The 18,066-nt window shown below is 69.1% G+C and carries 19 protein-coding genes; 5 read left to right on the plus strand and 14 right to left on the minus strand.

Annotation, left to right across the window (positions count from 1 at the left end):
- Positions 1 to 93 precede the first annotated feature (93 nt).
- Positions 94 to 1,341: an efflux RND transporter periplasmic adaptor subunit gene (locus C1931_RS01480; RefSeq protein ID WP_108755159.1), complete on the minus strand. Its 1,248-nt coding sequence runs from the start codon at positions 1,339 to 1,341 to the stop codon at positions 94 to 96.
- A gap of 203 nt (positions 1,342 to 1,544) precedes the next feature.
- Here C1931_RS01480 and C1931_RS01485 point away from each other — a divergent pair, with 203 nt between their 5' ends.
- From C1931_RS01485 to C1931_RS01500, 4 genes are read left to right on the plus strand one after another with little or no spacing between them, the layout of a single operon-like run.
- A complete protein-coding gene (locus C1931_RS01485) occupies positions 1,545 to 2,441 on the plus strand; it encodes an ABC transporter ATP-binding protein (RefSeq protein WP_108755160.1) in 897 nt (298 codons plus the stop codon).
- Complete coding sequence (locus tag C1931_RS01490; RefSeq protein WP_234412861.1) at positions 2,438 to 3,163, plus strand: ABC transporter permease; 726 nt, start codon at positions 2,438 to 2,440, stop codon at positions 3,161 to 3,163. The genes C1931_RS01485 and C1931_RS01490 overlap by 4 nt, the downstream gene beginning before the upstream one ends.
- 56 nt (positions 3,164 to 3,219) lie before the next feature.
- Positions 3,220 to 4,434 carry a sensor histidine kinase gene (locus C1931_RS01495; protein ID WP_108755161.1) on the plus strand — a complete coding sequence of 405 codons (1,215 nt, stop codon included), beginning with the start codon at positions 3,220 to 3,222 and terminating at the stop codon, positions 4,432 to 4,434.
- Positions 4,431 to 5,033, plus strand: a complete 603-nt coding sequence (locus C1931_RS01500; protein ID WP_108748182.1) for a response regulator transcription factor — start codon at positions 4,431 to 4,433, stop codon at positions 5,031 to 5,033. Before C1931_RS01495 ends, C1931_RS01500 begins: the two co-directional genes overlap by 4 nt.
- A gap of 378 nt (positions 5,034 to 5,411) precedes the next feature.
- On the opposite strand, the gene C1931_RS01505 is transcribed toward C1931_RS01500, so the two are convergent.
- The 9 genes from C1931_RS01505 to C1931_RS01545 all read right to left on the minus strand — a co-directional run bounded on the left by C1931_RS01505 (position 5,412) and on the right by C1931_RS01545 (position 13,319).
- A complete protein-coding gene (locus C1931_RS01505; protein WP_108755162.1) occupies positions 5,412 to 5,948 on the minus strand; it encodes a cytochrome b in 537 nt (178 codons plus the stop codon).
- Positions 5,945 to 7,048: a catalase family peroxidase gene (locus C1931_RS01510; protein WP_108755163.1), complete on the minus strand. Its 1,104-nt coding sequence runs from the start codon at positions 7,046 to 7,048 to the stop codon at positions 5,945 to 5,947. The genes C1931_RS01505 and C1931_RS01510 overlap by 4 nt, the downstream gene beginning before the upstream one ends.
- A gap of 138 nt (positions 7,049 to 7,186) precedes the next feature.
- Positions 7,187 to 8,554, minus strand: coding sequence for a M17 family metallopeptidase (locus tag C1931_RS01515; protein WP_108755164.1), 1,368 nt, complete (start codon positions 8,552 to 8,554; stop codon positions 7,187 to 7,189).
- A 3-nt stretch (positions 8,555 to 8,557) separates the two neighbouring features.
- A complete protein-coding gene (locus C1931_RS01520; protein WP_108751899.1) occupies positions 8,558 to 9,277 on the minus strand; it encodes an HAD family hydrolase in 720 nt (239 codons plus the stop codon).
- 31 nt (positions 9,278 to 9,308) lie between these two features.
- Positions 9,309 to 10,409: an AI-2E family transporter gene (locus C1931_RS01525; RefSeq protein ID WP_108755165.1), complete on the minus strand. Its 1,101-nt coding sequence runs from the start codon at positions 10,407 to 10,409 to the stop codon at positions 9,309 to 9,311.
- Positions 10,410 to 10,476: 67 nt separating this feature from the next.
- Complete coding sequence (locus C1931_RS01530; protein ID WP_108755166.1) at positions 10,477 to 10,950, minus strand: protein sip-5; 474 nt, start codon at positions 10,948 to 10,950, stop codon at positions 10,477 to 10,479.
- Positions 10,947 to 11,417, minus strand: coding sequence for a phage holin family protein (locus tag C1931_RS01535; protein WP_108751902.1), 471 nt, complete (start codon positions 11,415 to 11,417; stop codon positions 10,947 to 10,949). Before C1931_RS01535 ends, C1931_RS01530 begins: the two co-directional genes overlap by 4 nt.
- 5 nt (positions 11,418 to 11,422) lie before the next feature.
- The gene (locus C1931_RS01540) at positions 11,423 to 11,785 is read right to left on the minus strand and encodes a hypothetical protein (RefSeq protein WP_108748190.1); all 363 of its coding nucleotides are present in this window, start codon (positions 11,783 to 11,785) and stop codon (positions 11,423 to 11,425) included.
- A gap of 100 nt (positions 11,786 to 11,885) precedes the next feature.
- Entirely contained in the window at positions 11,886 to 13,319 is a 1,434-nt protein-coding gene (locus C1931_RS01545) for a Do family serine endopeptidase (RefSeq protein ID WP_108748191.1), read from the minus strand.
- Positions 13,320 to 13,777: 458 nt separating this feature from the next.
- On the opposite strand from C1931_RS01545, the gene C1931_RS01550 reads away from it, so the two are divergent.
- Entirely contained in the window at positions 13,778 to 14,683 is a 906-nt protein-coding gene (locus C1931_RS01550; protein ID WP_108755167.1) for a histone, read from the plus strand.
- Positions 14,684 to 14,743: 60 nt separating this feature from the next.
- Here C1931_RS01550 and C1931_RS01555 read toward each other — a convergent pair whose 3' ends face one another.
- The 4 genes from C1931_RS01555 to C1931_RS01570 form a co-directional block, all read right to left on the minus strand.
- Complete coding sequence (locus tag C1931_RS01555; protein WP_108755168.1) at positions 14,744 to 15,934, minus strand: MFS transporter; 1,191 nt, start codon at positions 15,932 to 15,934, stop codon at positions 14,744 to 14,746.
- Positions 15,935 to 15,994: 60 nt separating this feature from the next.
- Entirely contained in the window at positions 15,995 to 16,831 is an 837-nt protein-coding gene (locus tag C1931_RS01560; protein ID WP_108755169.1) for an alpha/beta hydrolase, read from the minus strand.
- 66 nt (positions 16,832 to 16,897) lie between these two features.
- Complete coding sequence (locus tag C1931_RS01565; protein ID WP_108755170.1) at positions 16,898 to 17,305, minus strand: response regulator; 408 nt, start codon at positions 17,303 to 17,305, stop codon at positions 16,898 to 16,900.
- A 125-nt stretch (positions 17,306 to 17,430) separates the two neighbouring features.
- Positions 17,431 to 18,066 carry a response regulator transcription factor gene (locus tag C1931_RS01570; RefSeq protein ID WP_108748196.1) on the minus strand — a complete coding sequence of 212 codons (636 nt, stop codon included), beginning with the start codon at positions 18,064 to 18,066 and terminating at the stop codon, positions 17,431 to 17,433.

Here is an 18,066-nt window from a genome sequence, read left to right on the forward strand (position 1 = left end):
CACAGAGGCGGGAAACGGGAATGCGCGCCGGCTGCAGGCCGGAGGGCAGGCGTCGAGCGGTGTTGCCGGCGGCGCCACGCGGGCGCCAAGCCGTTACTGCGCTTGTTTCTGCTGCACCTTGCTGCCGTCGTGCAGGGCCTCGGGCGGGCTCAGCACCACCGCTTCACCGGCGCTCACGCCCTTCAGCAGCTGGCGGTCCTTGCCCATGGCCTGGCCGGCCTGCACGCTGCGCTGCTGCACGCGGTTGTCATCGCCCAGTACGAACGCCACCGACGCGCCGTCGCGCTGCACCACGGCGTTGTCCGGCACGCGCACGCCCTGCGCCGTGCTGGCGGCGGCCTGCGGCTGCGCCTGTTCCAGGAAGCTGACCCGCACGCCCATCTCGGGCACGATGCGCGGGTCCTTCACCTTCAGCGCCACCCGCACCTTCACCGTGGCCTTGCCGCGGTCGGCGGTGGGAATGATGGCGATCACCTCGCCCGGAATCTTCCATTCCGGATAGGCATTGAGCGTGGCTTCCACCGGCATCTTCGGCTGCACGCGGCCGATGAAGGCCTCGCCCACTTCCACTTCGATTTCCAGCGAGTCCATGTCGACGATGGTGCCGATGCCGGTGCGGGTGAAGCCACCGCCCGCCGACAGCGGCGAGACGATTTCGCCCGGCTGCGCCGCCTTGGCGGTCACCACGCCGGAAAACGGCGCGCGCACGATGTTGTTGTCCACGCCCAGATCGGCAATGGCCAACTGGTCGCTGGCGACCTTGACGTTGCGCTGGGCCGTTTCCAGCTGCGCGCGCAGGCTGTCACGCTGGGCCACGGCCTGGTCGTACTGCGAACGCGAGACCAGCTGCTGGCCCACCAGGGCCTGCAGGCGGCTGGCTTCGGCGGCGGCCTGGCGCTGTTGCGCCTCAAGCCCGGACACCTGCGCACGCGCCGCTTGCACCTGCGATGCCGACAGGCTGCGCTGCGCATCGGCATCGATCGGGTCCAGGGTGGCCATGATCTGCCCGGCCTCCACCCGCATGCCTTCTTCGATCATGACTTCGCGCACCTTGCCGGTGATCTTGGCCGACACCGTGGCCATGCGCCGGGCGACCACGTAGCCGCTGGCATCGAGCACCGAACTGCTGGCATTGCCCTGCTGGATGGCCACGGCCGGGGCGGTGCTCACTTCCACCGCCGGTTCGCGCCCGAACAGCAGGAAGGCCGCGCCGCCGAGCAGCAGCACCAGCAGCGCCAGCACGATCCACAGCCAGCGGCGCGAACCGCCGCTACCGCGCGGGGGCGGCGGCGCGCCGCGGTCGATACGGAGTTCTTTCAACAATTCGGCAGAAGCGTTCATTGCGTTCCATCACAGGCGTTCGGGCGGGTGTGACCGGAAGCGCGGACAGCGGCGGTTCCGGCGGTGGAGCGTGCGGCACAGCATGACGGCAGGCACGGCGGCAGGGGCAGTGACAGCTGTCATTGGAAGTTCCTGACGGCGGCAACTGCCGGATGTGACCACGGCGGCACAGGATGGCAACGTCCCCGCTACCGGCACTGCCCATGGATCCGATTCCCCCGTCGCTGGCCCGCCTGCAGCAGGTGCAGGTGCACTACGGCAACCACACCGCGCTGCACGGTATCGACCTGCAGGTGCGCGCTGGCCAGGTGCTGGCGCTGCTGGGCCGCAACGGTGCCGGCAAGAGTACCGCGATCAGCGTGCTGTTGGGCCTGCGTCGCGCCGACGCCGGCCAGGTGGAGCTGCTGGGCGGTGATCCGCAGCAGCGCGCCAGCCGCCTTGGCCTGGGGCTGATGCTGCAGAGCACCAACCTGCCGCCGATGCTGCGCGTGGACGAACTGGTGCAGCAGGCCCGCGCCTGCTATCCCGACCCATGGCCGTTGCCCGAAGTGCTGCAGCGCGCTGGCCTGCAGGACGTGGCACGGCGCCGCTATGGCCAGTTGTCCGGCGGCCAGCAGCGCCGCGTGCAGTTCGCCATTGCCATCTGCGGCCGGCCGCGCGTGCTGTTCCTGGACGAACCCACCACTGGCCTGGACATCCAGGCCCGGCAGGGCATGTGGCAGGCGGTGCGGCAGTTGGTGGCCGAAGGCTGCGGCGTGCTGCTTACGACACACTATCTGGAAGAGGCCGAGGCGCTGGCGCAGCGCGTGGTGGTGCTGGAAGGCGGCCGGGTACTGGCCGACGCACCCTTGGCCGAGCTGCGCCTGGCCGACCGGCCGCGCCGCATCCGCTGCCGTAGCGCGCTGGCTGTCGAGGACGTGCAGCACTGGGCGGGCGTGCAACAGGTGCAGCGCGACGGCGCGCATCTGCAGGTGCTGGCCAGCCCGGCCGAACCGGTGGTGGCACGCCTGCTGGCCGCCGATGCGCAACTGCAGGAACTGGAAGTGCAGGGCGCGGCCCTGGCCGACGCGTTCCTTGACCTGACCCGGGAGGCTGCATGAACACCCTCATCCACCGTGAATCCAGCCGCGCCGGCCGTTGCCGTGCCGCGCTGCGCCCCTATGTCGCCGAACTGCTGGCCGAGCTGCGCCGCGCCTGGCGGACGCCGGCCTTCGTGCTGCCGTCGCTGTTGTTCCCGGTGCTGTTCTACCTGCTGTTTGGCGTGCTGCTGGGGCGCGGCCATGCGCCGCTGTACCTGCTGGCCACCTACTGCGTGTTTGGTGCCATGGCGCCGGCCCTGTTCGGCTTCGGTGTGCAGCTGGCGCTGGACCGCGAAGGCGGCCTGCTGACCCTCAAGCGCGCGCTGCCGCTGCCATCGGCGGCGCCGTTGCTGGCGCGGCTGGTGATGGCGGTGCTGTTTGCCACGCTGATTGCCGCGCTGCTGGTTGCCGTGGCGCATGCCTTCGGTGGCGTGCACCTGCAGCCGCTGCAGATCCTGCAGCTGCTGGCCGTGGCGGCGCTGGCCGCGGTGCCGCTGGGGGCCATCGGCCTGCTGATCGGCAGCCACGTGGGCGCCAGCGCGGCGCCGGGGGTGGTGAACCTGGTGTACCTGCCGCTGGCCCTGCTGTCCGGCCTGTGGCTGCCGTTGGCGGCCCTGCCGAAGGTGTTTTCCCGGTGGCGCCGTTGTGGCCGACCTGGCACCTGGCGCAGCTGGCGTTGCCGGTGGTGGGGCAGCCCGCGGCCGGCAGTACGCTGGGCCATCTGCTGGCGCTGCTGCTGGTAGCTGCTGCAGCCTTGCTGCTGGCACGCCGCCGCCTGCGTCGGATCGGCTGAACTGGCATGATCGACAGCGATCATCCTCGCCTGGATTCCCCCGTGCCATCGAACTGGCTTGCGTCGCTGCTGCGCCCTGCGCCGGATTCATCGGTGGCCGATCTGCTGCGGCGTGGCAAGTCGCCGTGGAGCGGGGCCATCCATCTGCTGTGGTCGGTGTGGATCTTCCTGACCCCGGTGCTGGGCAATGGCTTCACCCTGCGCTGGCTGTTCATCACCCTGGCCAGCTATCCGCTGTTCCTGCTGCTGTACGCGCGGGTGATGCTGGCGCCGCGCCACCATGCCTGGCGCTACGCGCTGGCCATGATCGCCATGGCACTGGTGCTGCTGCCCTGGTATCCGTCGGGCCTGAGCTACTTCGTGTTCGGCTGCGTGCTGCTGCGCATGAGCGGGCGCGGTGGCTGGTGGGTGTACCTGCTGCAGCTGACCGGCTTGAACCTGCTGTTCGGCGCGGTGGCGCTGTACTTCGGCTACCCGTGGCAGGCGCTGGTGTGGATGCCGGCGGTCTCGTTCATCGTCGGCCTGGTGGTGAACGTCGAATCGCTCAGCCACCAGCGCGACGTGGCCTTGCAGCTTTCCCAGGACGAAGTACGGCGGCTGGCCACCACTGCCGAGCGCGAGCGCATCGGCCGCGACCTGCACGATCTGCTGGGCCACACGCTTTCGCTGATCACGCTGAAGCTGGAACTGGCGCGCAAGCTGTACGACCGCCAGGACGAACGTGCGCGGCAGGAAATCGGCGAGGCCGAAGCGATTGCCCGCGAAGCGCTGGCGCAGGTACGCAGCGCGGTGACCGGCATCCGCGCCAGCGACCTGGCCGGTGAGCTGGCCTCGGCGCGCTTGCTGCTGGAATGCCAGCAGGTGCATCTGCAGTACAGCGTGCCGCCGCCGATGCCGGTGGAGGTGGAACGCGGCCTGGCGCTGGTGCTGCGCGAGGCGGCCACCAATATCGTGCGCCATGCGCAGGCCACGCAGGCGCAGGTGGACTTCATGCTGGAAGGACGACAACTGGTGATGCAGATACGCGATGACGGCCGCGGCGGGGTGCAGGCCGAAGGCAATGGCTTGTGCGGCATGCGCGAACGGGTGGCCGCGCTGGCCGGTGCGCTGGCGGTGCAGTCGCCGCGCGGCGAGGGCACCGTGTTGACCGTGCGCGTGCCGCTGGCGGCGGCCACGGTGGCGGTGGCCCCGGCATCGCTGCCGCAGGAGGGCGCGGCATGATCCGCATCCTGCTGGCCGAAGACCAGGCCATGGTGCGTGGTGCGTTGTCGGCACTGTTGGGCCTGGAACCGGATATCGAGGTGCTGGGCAGTGCGGCCGATGGTGAAACCGCGTGGCGGATGCTGCAGCAGCTGCAGCCGGACATCCTGGTGACCGACATCGAGATGCCGGGCCTGACCGGCCTGGAACTGGCCCAGCGCATCGCGCGGCAGGAGCTGCCGATCAAGGTGGTGATCGTGACCACCTTCGCCCGTGCCGGTTTCCTGCGCCGCGCGCTGGAGGCGGGCGTGCTGGGCTACCTGTTGAAGGACGCGCCGGCGGAGAACCTGGCCGAGGCCCTGCGCAAGGTGCAGCAGGGCGTTCGTGCAATCGACCCGCAACTGGCGCTGGACGCCTGGTCGCAGGCCGACCCGCTGACCGACCGCGAGCGCCGCGTGCTGCGCCTGGCTGGCGAGGGCCGCAGCGCCAGCGAGATTGCCGAACAGCTGGGCCTGTCGCACGGCACGGTGCGCAACTACCTCTCCGAATGCATCGGCAAGCTGGGCGTGGCCAACCGCATCGAAGCGTACCGGCTGGCGCGGCAGAAAGGCTGGCTGTAGGCAACGGTAGCGCCGGGCCACGCCCGGCGGGCGGTTTCTGCAGGGGTGTCACTTTCTTTGCGCGCAAAGAAAGTAACCAAAGAAACGCTCCGCCATCCGCGAGCCGGCGCTGCGCGCCGGTACCCTGCGCTCCTCGGTCCGTCGAGGGACGGCGCCGAACTCGCTGCGCTCAGACACCGGCGCCTCTTCGCCCTCGCCGGACCTGCGGTGCTCGGCTCGCTACAAGGCGGAAACATCAACAGCCACAGCCGCGAGTGCCGGCATTCTGGGGCTGGAAGCTCCCAGTGGTGCGCGCTTTCTGTAGAGCCGAGCCATGCTCGGCTGCTGTTCGTGCGCAAGAGCGGAAACGATCCGCCGGGCATGGCCCGCGCTACCGCTTCAATCCTTGCCGCGGGCCATGGCCTGGAACACGCCGTCGCGGCGCACCCACAGGTGGAACAGCGCTGCGCCCACGTGCATCAGCACGGTGGCGAACAGCACGTAGGCCAGCAGGCTGTGCGCATTGCGCAGGGCCGCATACAGCGCCGGGCTGTGCGGCACCACGGCCGGCAGGTGCACGCCGCCCCACAGGGTGATCGGGTAACCACCGGCCGACAGCATCGCCCAGCCGATCAGCGGCATCGCCAGCATCAGCCCGTACAGCAGCCAGTGCGACGCTGTGGCGGCCAGCACCTGCCAGGCCGGCAGATCGGCCGGCAGCGGTGGCGGCCGGTGGCGCAGGCGGTTGTACAGGCGCAGCAGCACCAGCACGAAGATCGCCACGCCCAGCGGCCGGTGCAGGCCGATCAGCATTGGCCGCAGGTGCAACGAAGCGACCATGGTCACGCCGATGAACAGCATGGCCACGATCATCACCGCCATGGTCCAGTGCAGCACCCGCGCCAGCAGGTTGAAGTGGCCGTTGCCGGTGTTCATCGTGCGGCCTCCTTCGGTTGTTCGACGTTGCCGGCGGCGCGTTCGCGTTCGCGGCGGTTGAAGGACTGCGAGTACACCGCCGAACGGGCGGCCAGGATCGGATCATCGCTGCCACGCACGCCGCTGGGCAGGATCAGCGGATCGAAGTTGATCTGTCCGCAGGCGCCTTCTTCCTGCGATTGCATGCGGTCCAGGCTGAGCACGCCGGCCACCACCTGTTCGCGGGATTCGGGCCACGGCACCGACGGGTCGTCGATGGCATCGCCGGCGGCGGCGGTGCTGACCACCAGGTTCCAGCGCACCGGGCCGTTGGCCAGGCGCTGGCGCAGTTCCTGGCTGAGGAAATCGACGCTGGCCTGCTTGCGCGCCTCGGCATCCATGACCACCACCGGCGCCTGCGGCTGCCAGCGCCAGCGCACCGCGCGCTTCTGGCCCTGGGCGTTGGTGAACCAGAAGCTGTTCACGCTGTTGTAGGTGGTGTCGGCCCAGCTGCTGGTCCACGGCGCGGTCTTGGCCCACTGCTGGAACGCCTGCGCGCTGGGGTACTTCGCCAGCACGGCGGCCATCTTCGCCGGGTCGGGCTTGCCGGTGGCCGGGTCGGGAATGCCGGCGCGGGTCTGTTCGAAGAAGGCCTCGGCGGTGGGTACGGCGAAGAACGGGAAGCTGTTCATCGCCATCCGCCATTCCTGGCCGTCATCGCTCACCATCTGCACGGCCAGGCTGCGCACCCGCGCGGTGTTGTCGGCGCCATAGGGATCGCCACCGCCGATCGACAGGCGGCCCATCACCGGCACGCGCGGCTGCGAGAACACCCGTGCGCTGGACAGGATGCGGGCCTGTGCGCTGGGTTCGAACCAGCCGCTTACGCAGATGCCCTTGCTGTGCGCACGGCGGAAGCCGGGATGGGCCGGGCCGGTGGCTTCGATGGTGTCGGTGAAGCGCTGCGCGGTGAGGCGGTCGCCGATCCAGCCGGCCAGCCAGGCGAAGAGGAGCGCAACGCCGCCCAATATCAGCGCGATCAGGGCGATCCAGGGCAGGGGCGTGTGCGGGCGGGGCGAGCGCGGCCCCTGGCCGGCGCGGGTAAAACGGAACAAGGGCATGGTCGGGTTCCTGCCTTCACTGGACGTGTGGGTGGTCGACCCGCACATCCTCGCAGAACCCCTCCAGGCCCGGTATTCAATTTTTCGTCAGATTTGCCGACCGGTTCCGGTAGCGCCGGGCCATGCCCGGCGGCATCTTCAGGCGTAACGCGCCTTCAGCATGGCCCAGGCCGAACGCAGCGCCAGCGCTTCGCCACCGGCCGGGCGGCCCGGGCGTTCGCCGTCGTTCCAGGCGTACACATCCAGGTGTGCCCAGCGCTGGCCTTCGGCCAGGAAGCGTTCCAGGTACAGCGCGGCGGTGACCGAACCGGCCATGCGCGAACCGGCGTTGGCCAGGTCGGCCACGCCGCTGGACAGATAGCGCAGGTACGGGCGCCACAGCGGCATGCGCCACACCGGGTCACGAGTGGCATCGCCGGCCTGCAGCCACTGCTGGGCCACGCTGTCGTCGTTGCTGAACAGCGCCGGCAGGTCCGGGCCCAGCGCGATGCGCGCGGCACCGGTCAGGGTGGCGAAATCCAGCACCAGGTCCGGCTGCTGTTCGCTGGCGAAGGTCAGTGCATCGCACAGGATCACCCGGCCTTCGGCGTCGGTGTTGTCGATCTCCACGCTCAGGCCCTTGCGGGTGGCGATGACTTCGCCGGGGCGGAACGCATCGGGGCCAATCGCGTTTTCCACCGCCGGTACCAGCAGGGTCAACCGCACCGGCAGCTGCTGCGCCATCACCAGCCCGGCCAGGGCCAGGGCGTGGGCAGCGCCGCCCATGTCCTTCTTCATGTTGCGCATGCCGTCGGCGGGCTTGATGTCCAGGCCGCCGGTGTCGAAGCACACGCCCTTGCCGACCACCACCAGCGCCGGATCGCTTTCCTTGCCCCAGCGCAGCACCACCAGGCGCGGCGCGCGGTGCGAGGCACGGCCGACGGCGTGGATGGCCGGGAAGTTCTGCTGCAGCAGCGCATCGCCGGTGATCGCTTCAACCTGCGCACCGTGGGCGTCGGCCAAGGCGCGCGCTGCATCTTCCAGCTGCTGCGGGCCCATGTCTTCGGTGGGGGTGTTCACCCAGTCGCGCACGCGCAGGCTGGCGGCGATCAGGTCGGCCACTTCACCCTGCGGCGCGGCCACCAGCTGTGCCGGTGCGCGGTTGCGCTTGCGGTAGCGGTCGAAGCGGTAGCTGCCCAGGCCCCAGCCCAGTTGCAGCAGGGCCTGTTCGTCGGCGCTCAGTTCGCTGGCCAGCTGCCACACGCTGCCTTCGGGCAGGGCGTGCGGGGCATGGGCATAGCTGTAGGCATCGGCACGGTCGCCCACGCCGATCACTGCACCGGCCAGACCATCGCTGCCCGGCAGCAGGGCCACGCTGTGCGCGGCGGCGTTGAAGCCCTGTGCGCCCAGCCAGGCCTGGGTGGCCGCCGGCTGGGTCGCCTTCCACGCCTCGAACTGGCTGCGGTCGAGCACGTACAGCGGCAGGGCGGTGGCGGTGGAAGCGGTGAAACCAGTGATCTCGCTCATGCGTCAGCTACTCCGGGGTGCGGCGGCGTCGAGGTTGGCATCCAGCCAATCGGCCAGGCCGGTAAGGGTGTCGAACTGCAGGTCAGGCTGCAGCTGCGGATGATTCCAGGTGGCCGCTTCGCGGTTGATCCAGCAGCCGCGCAGGCCTGCGGCGATCGCGCCGGCCACGTCCATTTCAATGTGGTCGCCCACGTGCAGCACCTGCGCCGGGGCCACGCCCAGGCGTTCGCAGGCGGCATGGAAGATGCTTGGTTCCGGCTTGGCGGCGCCGTGTTCGCGGGCACCCAGCTGGAAGGCAAAATGATGGGCCAGGCCGATGCGCTCAAGATCGGCGTTGCCGTTGCTGAGGGCGGCCACCGGTACGCGCGCGGCAATGCGGGCCAGCGCATCCAGCGCGTCCGGATAGCACTCCACCTGGTTGCGCGCGGCGTAGAACGCCTCGTAGGCCGGCTCCAGCAGGTCCAGGCTGGCGCCACTGTTCTGCAGCGCCTCCTGCAGAGTCAGCCGACGCAGCGCGCTCAGGTCGAAATGCAGCTGTGGGTTGTCGCGGAACGCGCGCTCGCGCAGTTCGCGCATGGCCGCCACCGGATACATCGCGGCGGTGGCGGGGCTGTGTTCACGCATCCAGTCGTACAGGACCTGGTCGATGCGGGCGCCGATGGGAGCAAACGGCCACAGCGTGTCGTCGAGGTCGAGGGTGATGGCAAGGACAGGGAAGTTCACCCCGCCATTCTACGCCCGCGCGGCCGGGCTTTCATTCCAGCAGCCGCGCCCAGCCCTGCATGCCTTCCAGCCGCGCCAGCACCAGCTTGATGCAGACCAGCAGCGGCACCGCCAGCAGCAGGCCGATCATGCCCCAGGCCCAGCCGAACACCATCAGCGCCAGGATCAGCACCAGCGGTGACAACTTCATGCGCCGGCCCAGCACGATGGGGGTCACCAGCTGGCCTTCCAGGGTATGCAGGGCCAGGTAGGCGGCGGCCGGCAGCAGTGCCTGCAGCGGATCGCGGAATTCGACGAAGCCCATCAGCAGCATCAGCGCCACGCCGATCAGCGGGCCCACGTACGGCGCGAAATTCAGCAGCGCCGCCACCGTGCCCCACAGCAGCGCTTCCTGCAGGCCGATGCCCAGCAGCATCAGCACGCAGGCGAACAGCAGGCCGACCAGGGTGTTGATGACGGTGATGGTCAACACGTAGCGCGATACCTCGCGTTCGATCGAACGCAGGATGTCACTGGTGAAGCGTTGCTGCTGGCGGTTGGGGAACAAGGCGATGGCCGCGCGCTGCAGGCTCTGCCCGTAGATCATGAAGAACAGGGTGAGCAGCACCACCGCCAGTACCGAGGCGGCCAGGCGCGGGGCGCGGGTCAGCATGCGGTAGGGATCGTCCAGCTGGGTGCGGATGACCTGCACGCGGCGGCTGCTCTCGCCGCCGGCCACGCGGGCGAAATTTTCCGCGGCCTGGTTGGCCTGCTGCACCGGCTTGGTCAGGTCCTGCACCTGGCGCGCCACTTTGCGCAACTGCTGCGGTGCTTCCTGCGCCCAGTCCATGGCCGGGCCCACCAGCTGCACCGCCAGCGCGGTGGTCACCCCCAGCCCGGCGCCCAGGATCAACAGCGCGCCCAGCGCACGCGGAATCCACAGTTTCTGCAGCAGGCGCAGGATCGGGTTGCCCACCAGGGCGAAGAACATGGCCAGCAGGATGGGCAGGAAGATGTCCTGCGCCGCCCACAGCGTGTACGCCACGGCCAGGGTGGCCAGGATCACCAGCGACATCGGCCCGCGCGGGCGTGACGGCGGCGGCAGCGGCGCGTCGGGCGCGGGCGAAGAGGGGGACAACAGGGGCTCGCTCATCGGCGCACCGACCGGGAAGGGAAGCGCATTATCGTCCCGCCGCGATCAACGCGGCGGGTTCACGGTGTCAACGTTCAGAGACGTCGGTAGCGGCCTCGGCCGGCTGCGGTACGCGCAGCTCGTCGGCCGCACGTGGCGCTGCCGGAGCAGGGGCGGCCGCAGGCGCCGGCCGTGGCGTGGCCTGCCCGGCCGCCGTATCCGCCGCGGTGTCGGCGGCGGCATCCGCGGTCTCGGCAGCTTCGTCGGCGGTATCGGCGGCATGGGCCGCCATCGCCGCGGCGAACGCCGCCTGGCCACTGGCCATCAGGTTGGACACCGAGCCGATCATCTGCAGCCAGCGCGCGCCATTCACCTTTCCAGGCACTTCCAGCTTGCCAGCCACGAAGCCGCCGGCCAGGCCGACCACCACGATGCGCAGCGGCGACCAGCCGCGGCGCCAGACCTGGCTGAGCACGCCCCAGTTGTCCTGGGTTTCGGCCATGCGCACGGCCACCACCTGTTCGCAGCGCTTCACCCGCCGCTGCAGCGCGCCGAATTTCATGGCTTGCCCTCCGGAATCTGCACATCGGCGTCCGGGTCATCCTCGCTGGGCTCATCGAACAGGCCCAGGCGTGACAGCTGACGCCGGGTGGCATGCATGCCGGTGTGGTGGAAGAAGTAGGACACCCGCCAGATCGCGTAGCCGGTAACGGCCAGGCTGAGCAGGGAGGTGATCAGCAGCGCCTGCAGCCAGCTCAGGCCCCAGCTCTGCAGCAGGGCGATGAGGGTGGCCGCCATCAGCAGCCAGGCCGAGGCACCGAACACGATGCCGACCCCGGCCCACGCCAGCGCACGGCCGAACGCACTGCGGGCCAGGGCGAAGTCGGCCGAGGCCAGGCGCCGCAGCGAACGCAGCGAGTGCTTGGCCGAATCGGCGGCGGCTTTGCCGGCCGCGCCGACCTGGCGGATGCTCTCGTCCAGCGGCGGGGTCGCCGCCGGATCGGGAGCCTGCGTGGTGTCTTCGCTCACGCGGCTTACTTGTTGTTGCTGCTGGCCAGCTTGGCGATCAGCCAGCCAGCGGCGAAGGCAACGCCGAACGAGGCCAGCGGACGTTCACGGATCAGCTCGGCGGCGCTGTCCACCAGATCCTTGCCCTTGTCCATCAGCGCATCGACCTGTTCCTTGGCGGCGGCACCGCCGAACTCGGCGGCGGCCAGGCCGGACAGCGCGCTGTCGGACAGTTCCGCCTTGACGTTGGCCTTGCCGATGCGCAGTTCGTCACCGGCGGCGCCGGTTGCACCCTTGATCGCACCGCCGGCAGCGCTGGCGGCCTGCTTCAGGTGGGAACCGGCTTCACCCAGGTGTTCCTTCAGGTTCTCGGTATTGGTGGGGCTCATCGAATCACTCCTGTTGCGATGGGGGGACGAACGGATGTTCGGCCGATGGGACGGGTAGCAATAGCATCGGCCGGGTATAGGGGGTGTTACGGCGGGGCGATCAGCGCATCACCAACTGGCCCTGCTGCTGGCCATTGTTGCGCAGGATGCGCAGCACCAGGGTGGGCGGGCGCTGCTGGAAATTGGCGCGCCAACTGGCCAGATCGGCGAATTCACCCACCGTGGCCTCGGCGATGATGTCGCCCTGCTGCAGGCCGTTGCTGGCCGCGCGGCTGCCACGCTTGACCTCGCTGACCAGCACGCCGCCCACGCCGGACTGGCGCAGCGATTCGGGCAGATCGACGAAGGTGGCCCCGCCCAGGCGCGGGTCCAGGCTGTCACCGGTCACCGCACGCGCCTGCTCTTTCAGCGTGGCCTTGATCTGCAGCGGCTTGCCTTCGCGGCGCACATCCAGGGTCAGCACGCTGCCCACCGCGGCCAGGCCTTCCACGTTGTGCAGCGCTTCGGCACTGTCCACCCGCTGGCCATTGGCCGACACCACCACGTCGCCCGGCTTCAGCCCGGCGCTGGCGCCGGCCGAACCGGCCAGCACGCGGGTGACCAGCGCGCCGCGCGTTTCGCCCAGACCCAGGCCCTGGGCGATCTGCGCACTCAGGTTCTGGCTTTCGATGCCCAGCGTGCCGCGCACCACCACGCCATGCTTCACCAGCTGGTCCACCACGCTGCGGGCCAGGTTGGATGGAATGGCCAGGCCCAGGCCGATGTTGCCGGCCATGCTGCCCTGCGGGTTGTAGCTGGCGGTGTTGATGCCCACCAGCTGGCCCTGCAGGTTGACCAGCGCGCCACCGGAATTGCCGGGGTTGATGGACGCATCGGTCTGGATGAAGTTCTGGTAGCCCAGCCCGCGGATGCCGCTGCGGCCGACCGCCGAGACAATGCCCGAGGTGACCGTCTGGCTGAAACCGAACGGGTTGCCGATGGCCACCACGAAGTCACCCACGCGCAGTTGGTTGCTGTCGGCCAGCTTGATGTCGGTCAGGTTCTGTGCCGGAATGCGGATCAGGGCGATATCGGTGTCGCGGTCCGAGCCGAGGAATTCGGCCTTCACCGTGCGCCCGTCGGCCAGGGTGACCTGCACGTCGTCGGCGTTGTCGATCACGTGGTGGTTGGTCAGCACCAGCCCCTCGCTGGCATCGATGATCACCCCCGAGCCAAGCGATTCGTTGATGCGTTCCTGCGGAATATCCGGGAACAGGCGGCGGAAGAACGGGTCGTTGAAGAAGGGGTTGCGTACGCGCACCACCTGCTTGGTGTTGACGCTGACCACCGCTGGCATGGCCTTTTCCAGCATCGGCGCCAGCGAGGGCACTGCCTGCCCGGCCACCGATGCCGGCAGGGCCGCGGTGGTGGGCAGTGCGGCCGGCAATGGTGCTGCGTCGGCACGGTTGTCCAGGTGCGCGTTGAGGCCGGTGGCAACGAAGCCGCCGAAGGCTGCGGCAATGGCGAGCGTGAGCAGGGTGGGTAGCGGTCGCATGGCAGTCAAATTGTTGGCGTGGGTGGGGGGCCGTAGGCCTATACGGTAGAACAAGCTGAATGAGTGTGTCGCGATCCGGATAAATGGCCCATGAAAAAACCAGGGCGCTGGCGGCGTCCACGCGACCCGCGCCGGTACGCATGCAGGCAGCAGGCGACAGTTGGACACAGCGCGATACTTGCGCAGTTCCGCGCATATGGGCAGCACGATGCCGCTTGGCCGCAATTGCCGCAACGCGCGGCCAGCGCACGTTCCAGCGCATGCAGCCACGTGCCCGCAATGTTCGCGAAGCGCTGAAAAAAAGGGGTTTGCCGGATCCTGCACGGCGTAACGACCCGGTTCGCTTACCTTAGTGCCGTCGCACAGGATGCGATTGCAGAAGCGTGACCCGTTCCACGATGGCGATTGTCGGTATAGCATCGCCCCGTTTTGACAATCCAGGCCCCCAGGAGGGCAACATGAGCAACGGTAATGGTGTGTCGGTCGTGACCGACGCCGTCGAGAACGTGAAAGAAACCGCCACCAACGTCGGCGAGACCATCGCCCACGCCGCCGAAGACGCCGTGAAGTCGGTCAAGAAGACCGTCAAGCGCGCCACCAAGGCTGCCGGTACCCGCGTTGCCAAGGCCAAGAAGGCCGTGGCCAAGGTCGAAAAGACCGTTGCGAAGAAGGCCGAGAAGGCTGCCAAGTCGGTTGGCAAGACCGTTGCCAAGGCGAAGAAGAAGCTGGAAACGGCCAAGAAGAATGCCAAGGCCGAAGCCGTTGCCCTGAAGAAGGAAGTGGCCAAGAAGAAGGCGGCTGCCGGCAAGGCCGTGACCAAGAAGGCCGCCGCTGCCAAGAAGACCACCAAGGCTGCCACCAAGGCTGCCGGCAAGAAGGTCGCCACCGTGAAGAAGGCCGCCACCAAGAAGGCTGCCGTGGCCAAGAAGACCGTCGCCAAGAAGACCGCCGCTGCCAAGAAGGTTGTCGGCAAGAAGGTCGCGACCGCCAAGAAGGCTGTGGCCAAAAAGACCGTTGCTGCCAAGAAGGTCGCCGGCAAGAAGGCCGTGGCTGCGAAGAAGGTTGTCGGCAAGAAGGTTGCGGCCGGCAAGAAGGTCGCCACCAAGAAGACCGCCGTGGCCAAGAAGGCCGTCGGCAAGAAGGTTGCCGCCACCAAGAAGGTCGCCACCAAGAAGACTGCGGCCGCCAAGAAGGTTGTCGGCAAGAAGGTCGCCGCCACCCGCAAGACCGTGGCCAAGAAGGCTGCACCGCTGAAGAAGGTCGCGGCCAAGAAGGTCGCTGCCAAGAAGGCACCGGCCAAGAAGGTTGTCGCCAAGAAGGCGCCGGCCAAGAAGGCCGTGCGCAAGGCTGCCAAGCGCAAGTAATCTGCGCTGGCGCCATCAACCCTTCCGCCCGATCCGGGCGGAAGGGTTTTTTTTTGCCTGTCAGTGGCGTGCCAGCTGCACCGTCGGCCGCCACTGCAGCACCGCCAGCGCGGCCAGCGGCAAGGCACCGCCGAACACCGCCACGCCGGTCCAGCCGAAGTGATGCCAGGCCAGTGCGCCGGCCCACGAGCCGAACGCCCCGCCCAGGAACATGCCCGTCATGAAGACGGTGTTGAGCCGGCTCTTGAACTCCGGGTGCAGGCCGTACACCTGGTGCTGGTGGCTGACCAGCGCCACCTGCACGCCGAAGTCGAGCACCACCACGCCCAGCACCAGGCCGGGCAGGCCTGGCCACAGGCCCAGCAGCAGCCACGATGCCAGCGTGGCCAGTACACCCAACCGCACCACCGGTGCCGGCCCACGGCGGTCGGCCAGGCGCCCGGCCATCGGTGCGATCGCCACGCCCACCACGCCGATGATGCCGAACAGCCCGGCCGTGGCAGCACCCAGCTGCAGCGGCGGCGCGGCCAGGTGCAGTGACAGCGTGGTCCAGAACACCGAGAACGAAGCGAACAGCAGCGCCTGCGCCCAGGTGGCCCGGCGCAGCAGCGGATGCTCGCGCCACAGTGTGCGCAACGACCCCAGCAGGGCGCCGTAACCGGGCGGGTGGCCGGGCGGTGCATGCCGTGGCAGCGAACGCGCCATCAGCAGCGCCGCGCCCAGTGCCAGCGGCACGCCCAGCCAGAACATGGCGCGCCAACTGCTGGCGCTCGATACCAGCCCGGCCAGCGTACGGCTGAGCAGGATGCCGGCCAGCAGGCCGCTCATCACCGTGCCGATGGCCGCACCGCGTCGCTCCGGCGCCACCAGCAGCGCAGTGAACGGCACGATCTGCTGGGCGACGGTGGCGGCCGCCCCCAGCAGGATCGCGCCGATCGCCAAGGTGGCCAGCCCTGGCGCCAGTGCCGACACCACCAGGGCCACCGCCACCGCCAGGAACTGCAGCACGATCAGCCGCCGCCGTTCGTGGCGGTCGCCCAGCGGCAGCAGCAGGAGCAGGCCGGCGGCGTAGCCGAGCTGGGTCAGCGCAGGTATCCAGCTGCTTACCCGCACATCGCCCAGGTCATGGGCCATGGCCGCCAGCATCGGCTGGTTGTAGTAGATGTTGGCCACGCCCAGGCCGGCGGCCACGGCCATGGCGAACAACGGTGCGGCGCGCGTGGCGCCGACCGCAGTGGGGGAGGAAGACATGACACGGCTCCTGGCGGAAGAACGCGCGGGCGTGCTGCAGTGCCCGCGCGCGGGCAGACCTCAGCCTTGCACGAAGGCCAGCAGGTCCGGATTGATCACGTCGGCGTGGGTGGTCAGCATGCCGTGCGGATACCCCGGGTAGACCTTCAGCGTGCCGTTGGCCAGCAGCTTGATCGACTCACGCGCGGCCGCATCGATCGGCACGATCTGGTCGTCGTCACCATGCAGTACCAGGGTCGGTACGGTGATCGCCTTCAGATCTTCGGTGAAGTCGGTTTCGGAGAAGGCCTTGATGCCTTCGTAATGGGCCTTGGCGCTGCCGGCCATGCCCTGCCGCCACCAGTTCTGGATGGCACCGGGAACGATCTGTGCGCCTTCGCGGTTGAAGCCGTAGAACGGGCCGCCGGGCAGGTCCAGGAAGAACTGCGAGCGGTTGGCCGCCAGTGCTGCACGCAAACCGTCGAACACATCGATCGGCAGGCCCTTGGGGTAGGCCGCGGTGCGCAGCATGATCGGCGGCACCGCGCTGACCAGCACGGCCTTGGCCACGCGGCCCTGCGGCTGGCCGTAACGGGCCACGTAGCGCGCCACTTCGCCACCGCCGGTGGAATGGCCGATATGCACCGCGTTGCGCAGGTCCAGGTGCTGCATGACCACTGCGGCATCGGCGGCGTAGTGGTCCACGTCGTGGCCTTCGCTCACCTGCGCCGAACGGCCGTGGCCGCGGCGGTCATGGGCGATCACGCGGAAGCCCTTGGCCAGGAAGAACAGCATCTGCGTGTCCCAGTCATCGCTGGACAGCGGCCAGCCATGGTGGAAGACGATCGGCTGGGCCTCCTTCGGGCCCCAGTCCTTGTAGAAGATCTCGACGCCATCGGGGGTGGTGACAGTGCTCATCCGGGTAACTCCTCAGGGGTGGGTGGGAACGAGGTCCACGCTACGCCTGGGGGGCTCGGCGCAACATCACACGCTCGGTTCGCCGGGGCATACCTTGGTGTGATCGCCTGCCTCGAACAGCCGCTGCAGGCAGTCGGCCAGGGCATCGGCGTCCACCGGCTTGCGCAGGAACGCCGCCGCGCCGGACGCACGCACGCGCTGTTCCACGGCCGCGGTGGGGAAGGCGGTCAGGAAGATCATCGGCGGTACGGCGCCGCGTGCGTGCAGGCGCGCCTGCAGTTGTTCGCCATCGAGTACGGGCATCTGCACATCGCTGATGATGCAGGCCGGCGCGGGCAGCGTGCTGTCATCCAGCAGCGCCTGGCCGTGGGCGTAGGCACGCACGGCATAGCCCAGCGCGCGCATCAGGCTGGACAGCGACGCGCGGACGCCGGCATCGTCGTCCACGATCGCGATGAGGGGGGGCGGAAACATGTGGGACTCCTTCATGCCACCCCGGACGCAACGGGTCCGGGCTTGGCTGGTGTCCTTTATGCCGCAGTCGCGCGGTCGCCACCATCATACGCAGGTGTGGGTAGCGGCCCGGGCGCAGCCTGTGCTCAGTGGCCGATGCCCAGGGCTTCGGCCTGGCGCACCAGCTCGGCCAGCGAGCGCACGCCCATCTTGCGCATCACGTTGCCGCGGTGGATCTTCACCGTGATCTCGCTCAACTGCAGTTCGGCGGCCACCTGCTTGTTCATCAGGCCCGACACCACCAGCGCCATCACCTCGCGCTCGCGGCTGGTCAGGGTGGCGTAGTGCGCGCGCACGCCGTCCAGCGCGCCATCGCTCTGGCGGCGCTGGCGGTCGCGCTCGATGGCCGCGGTCACCGCGTCCAGCATGTCCTGGTCGCGGAAGGGCTTGGCCAGGAAATCCACCGCGCCGGCCTTCATCGCCTTCACCGTCATCGGAATGTCGCCATGGCCGGTCATGAACACCACCGGCAGGGCCACGCCCTGGGCGGCCAGCTGGGCCTGCACATCCAGCCCGCTCACGCCCTGCAGGCGCACGTCCAGCACGATGCAGCCGGGCACATCGGGCAGCGGCTGCGCGCCCAGTTCGCCAGGGGCCGCGTACAGCCGCGTCTGCAGCCCGACCGAGCGCAGCAGGCTGTCCAGCGAGGTGCGCACGGACGGATCGTCATCCACGATCACCACCAACGGCGGCGCAGCGGGTGGGGGCGCGGAACGATGCAT

Source organism: Stenotrophomonas sp. YAU14A_MKIMI4_1, assembly GCF_003086855.1.
Classification (GTDB): Bacteria; Pseudomonadota; Gammaproteobacteria; order Xanthomonadales; family Xanthomonadaceae; genus Stenotrophomonas.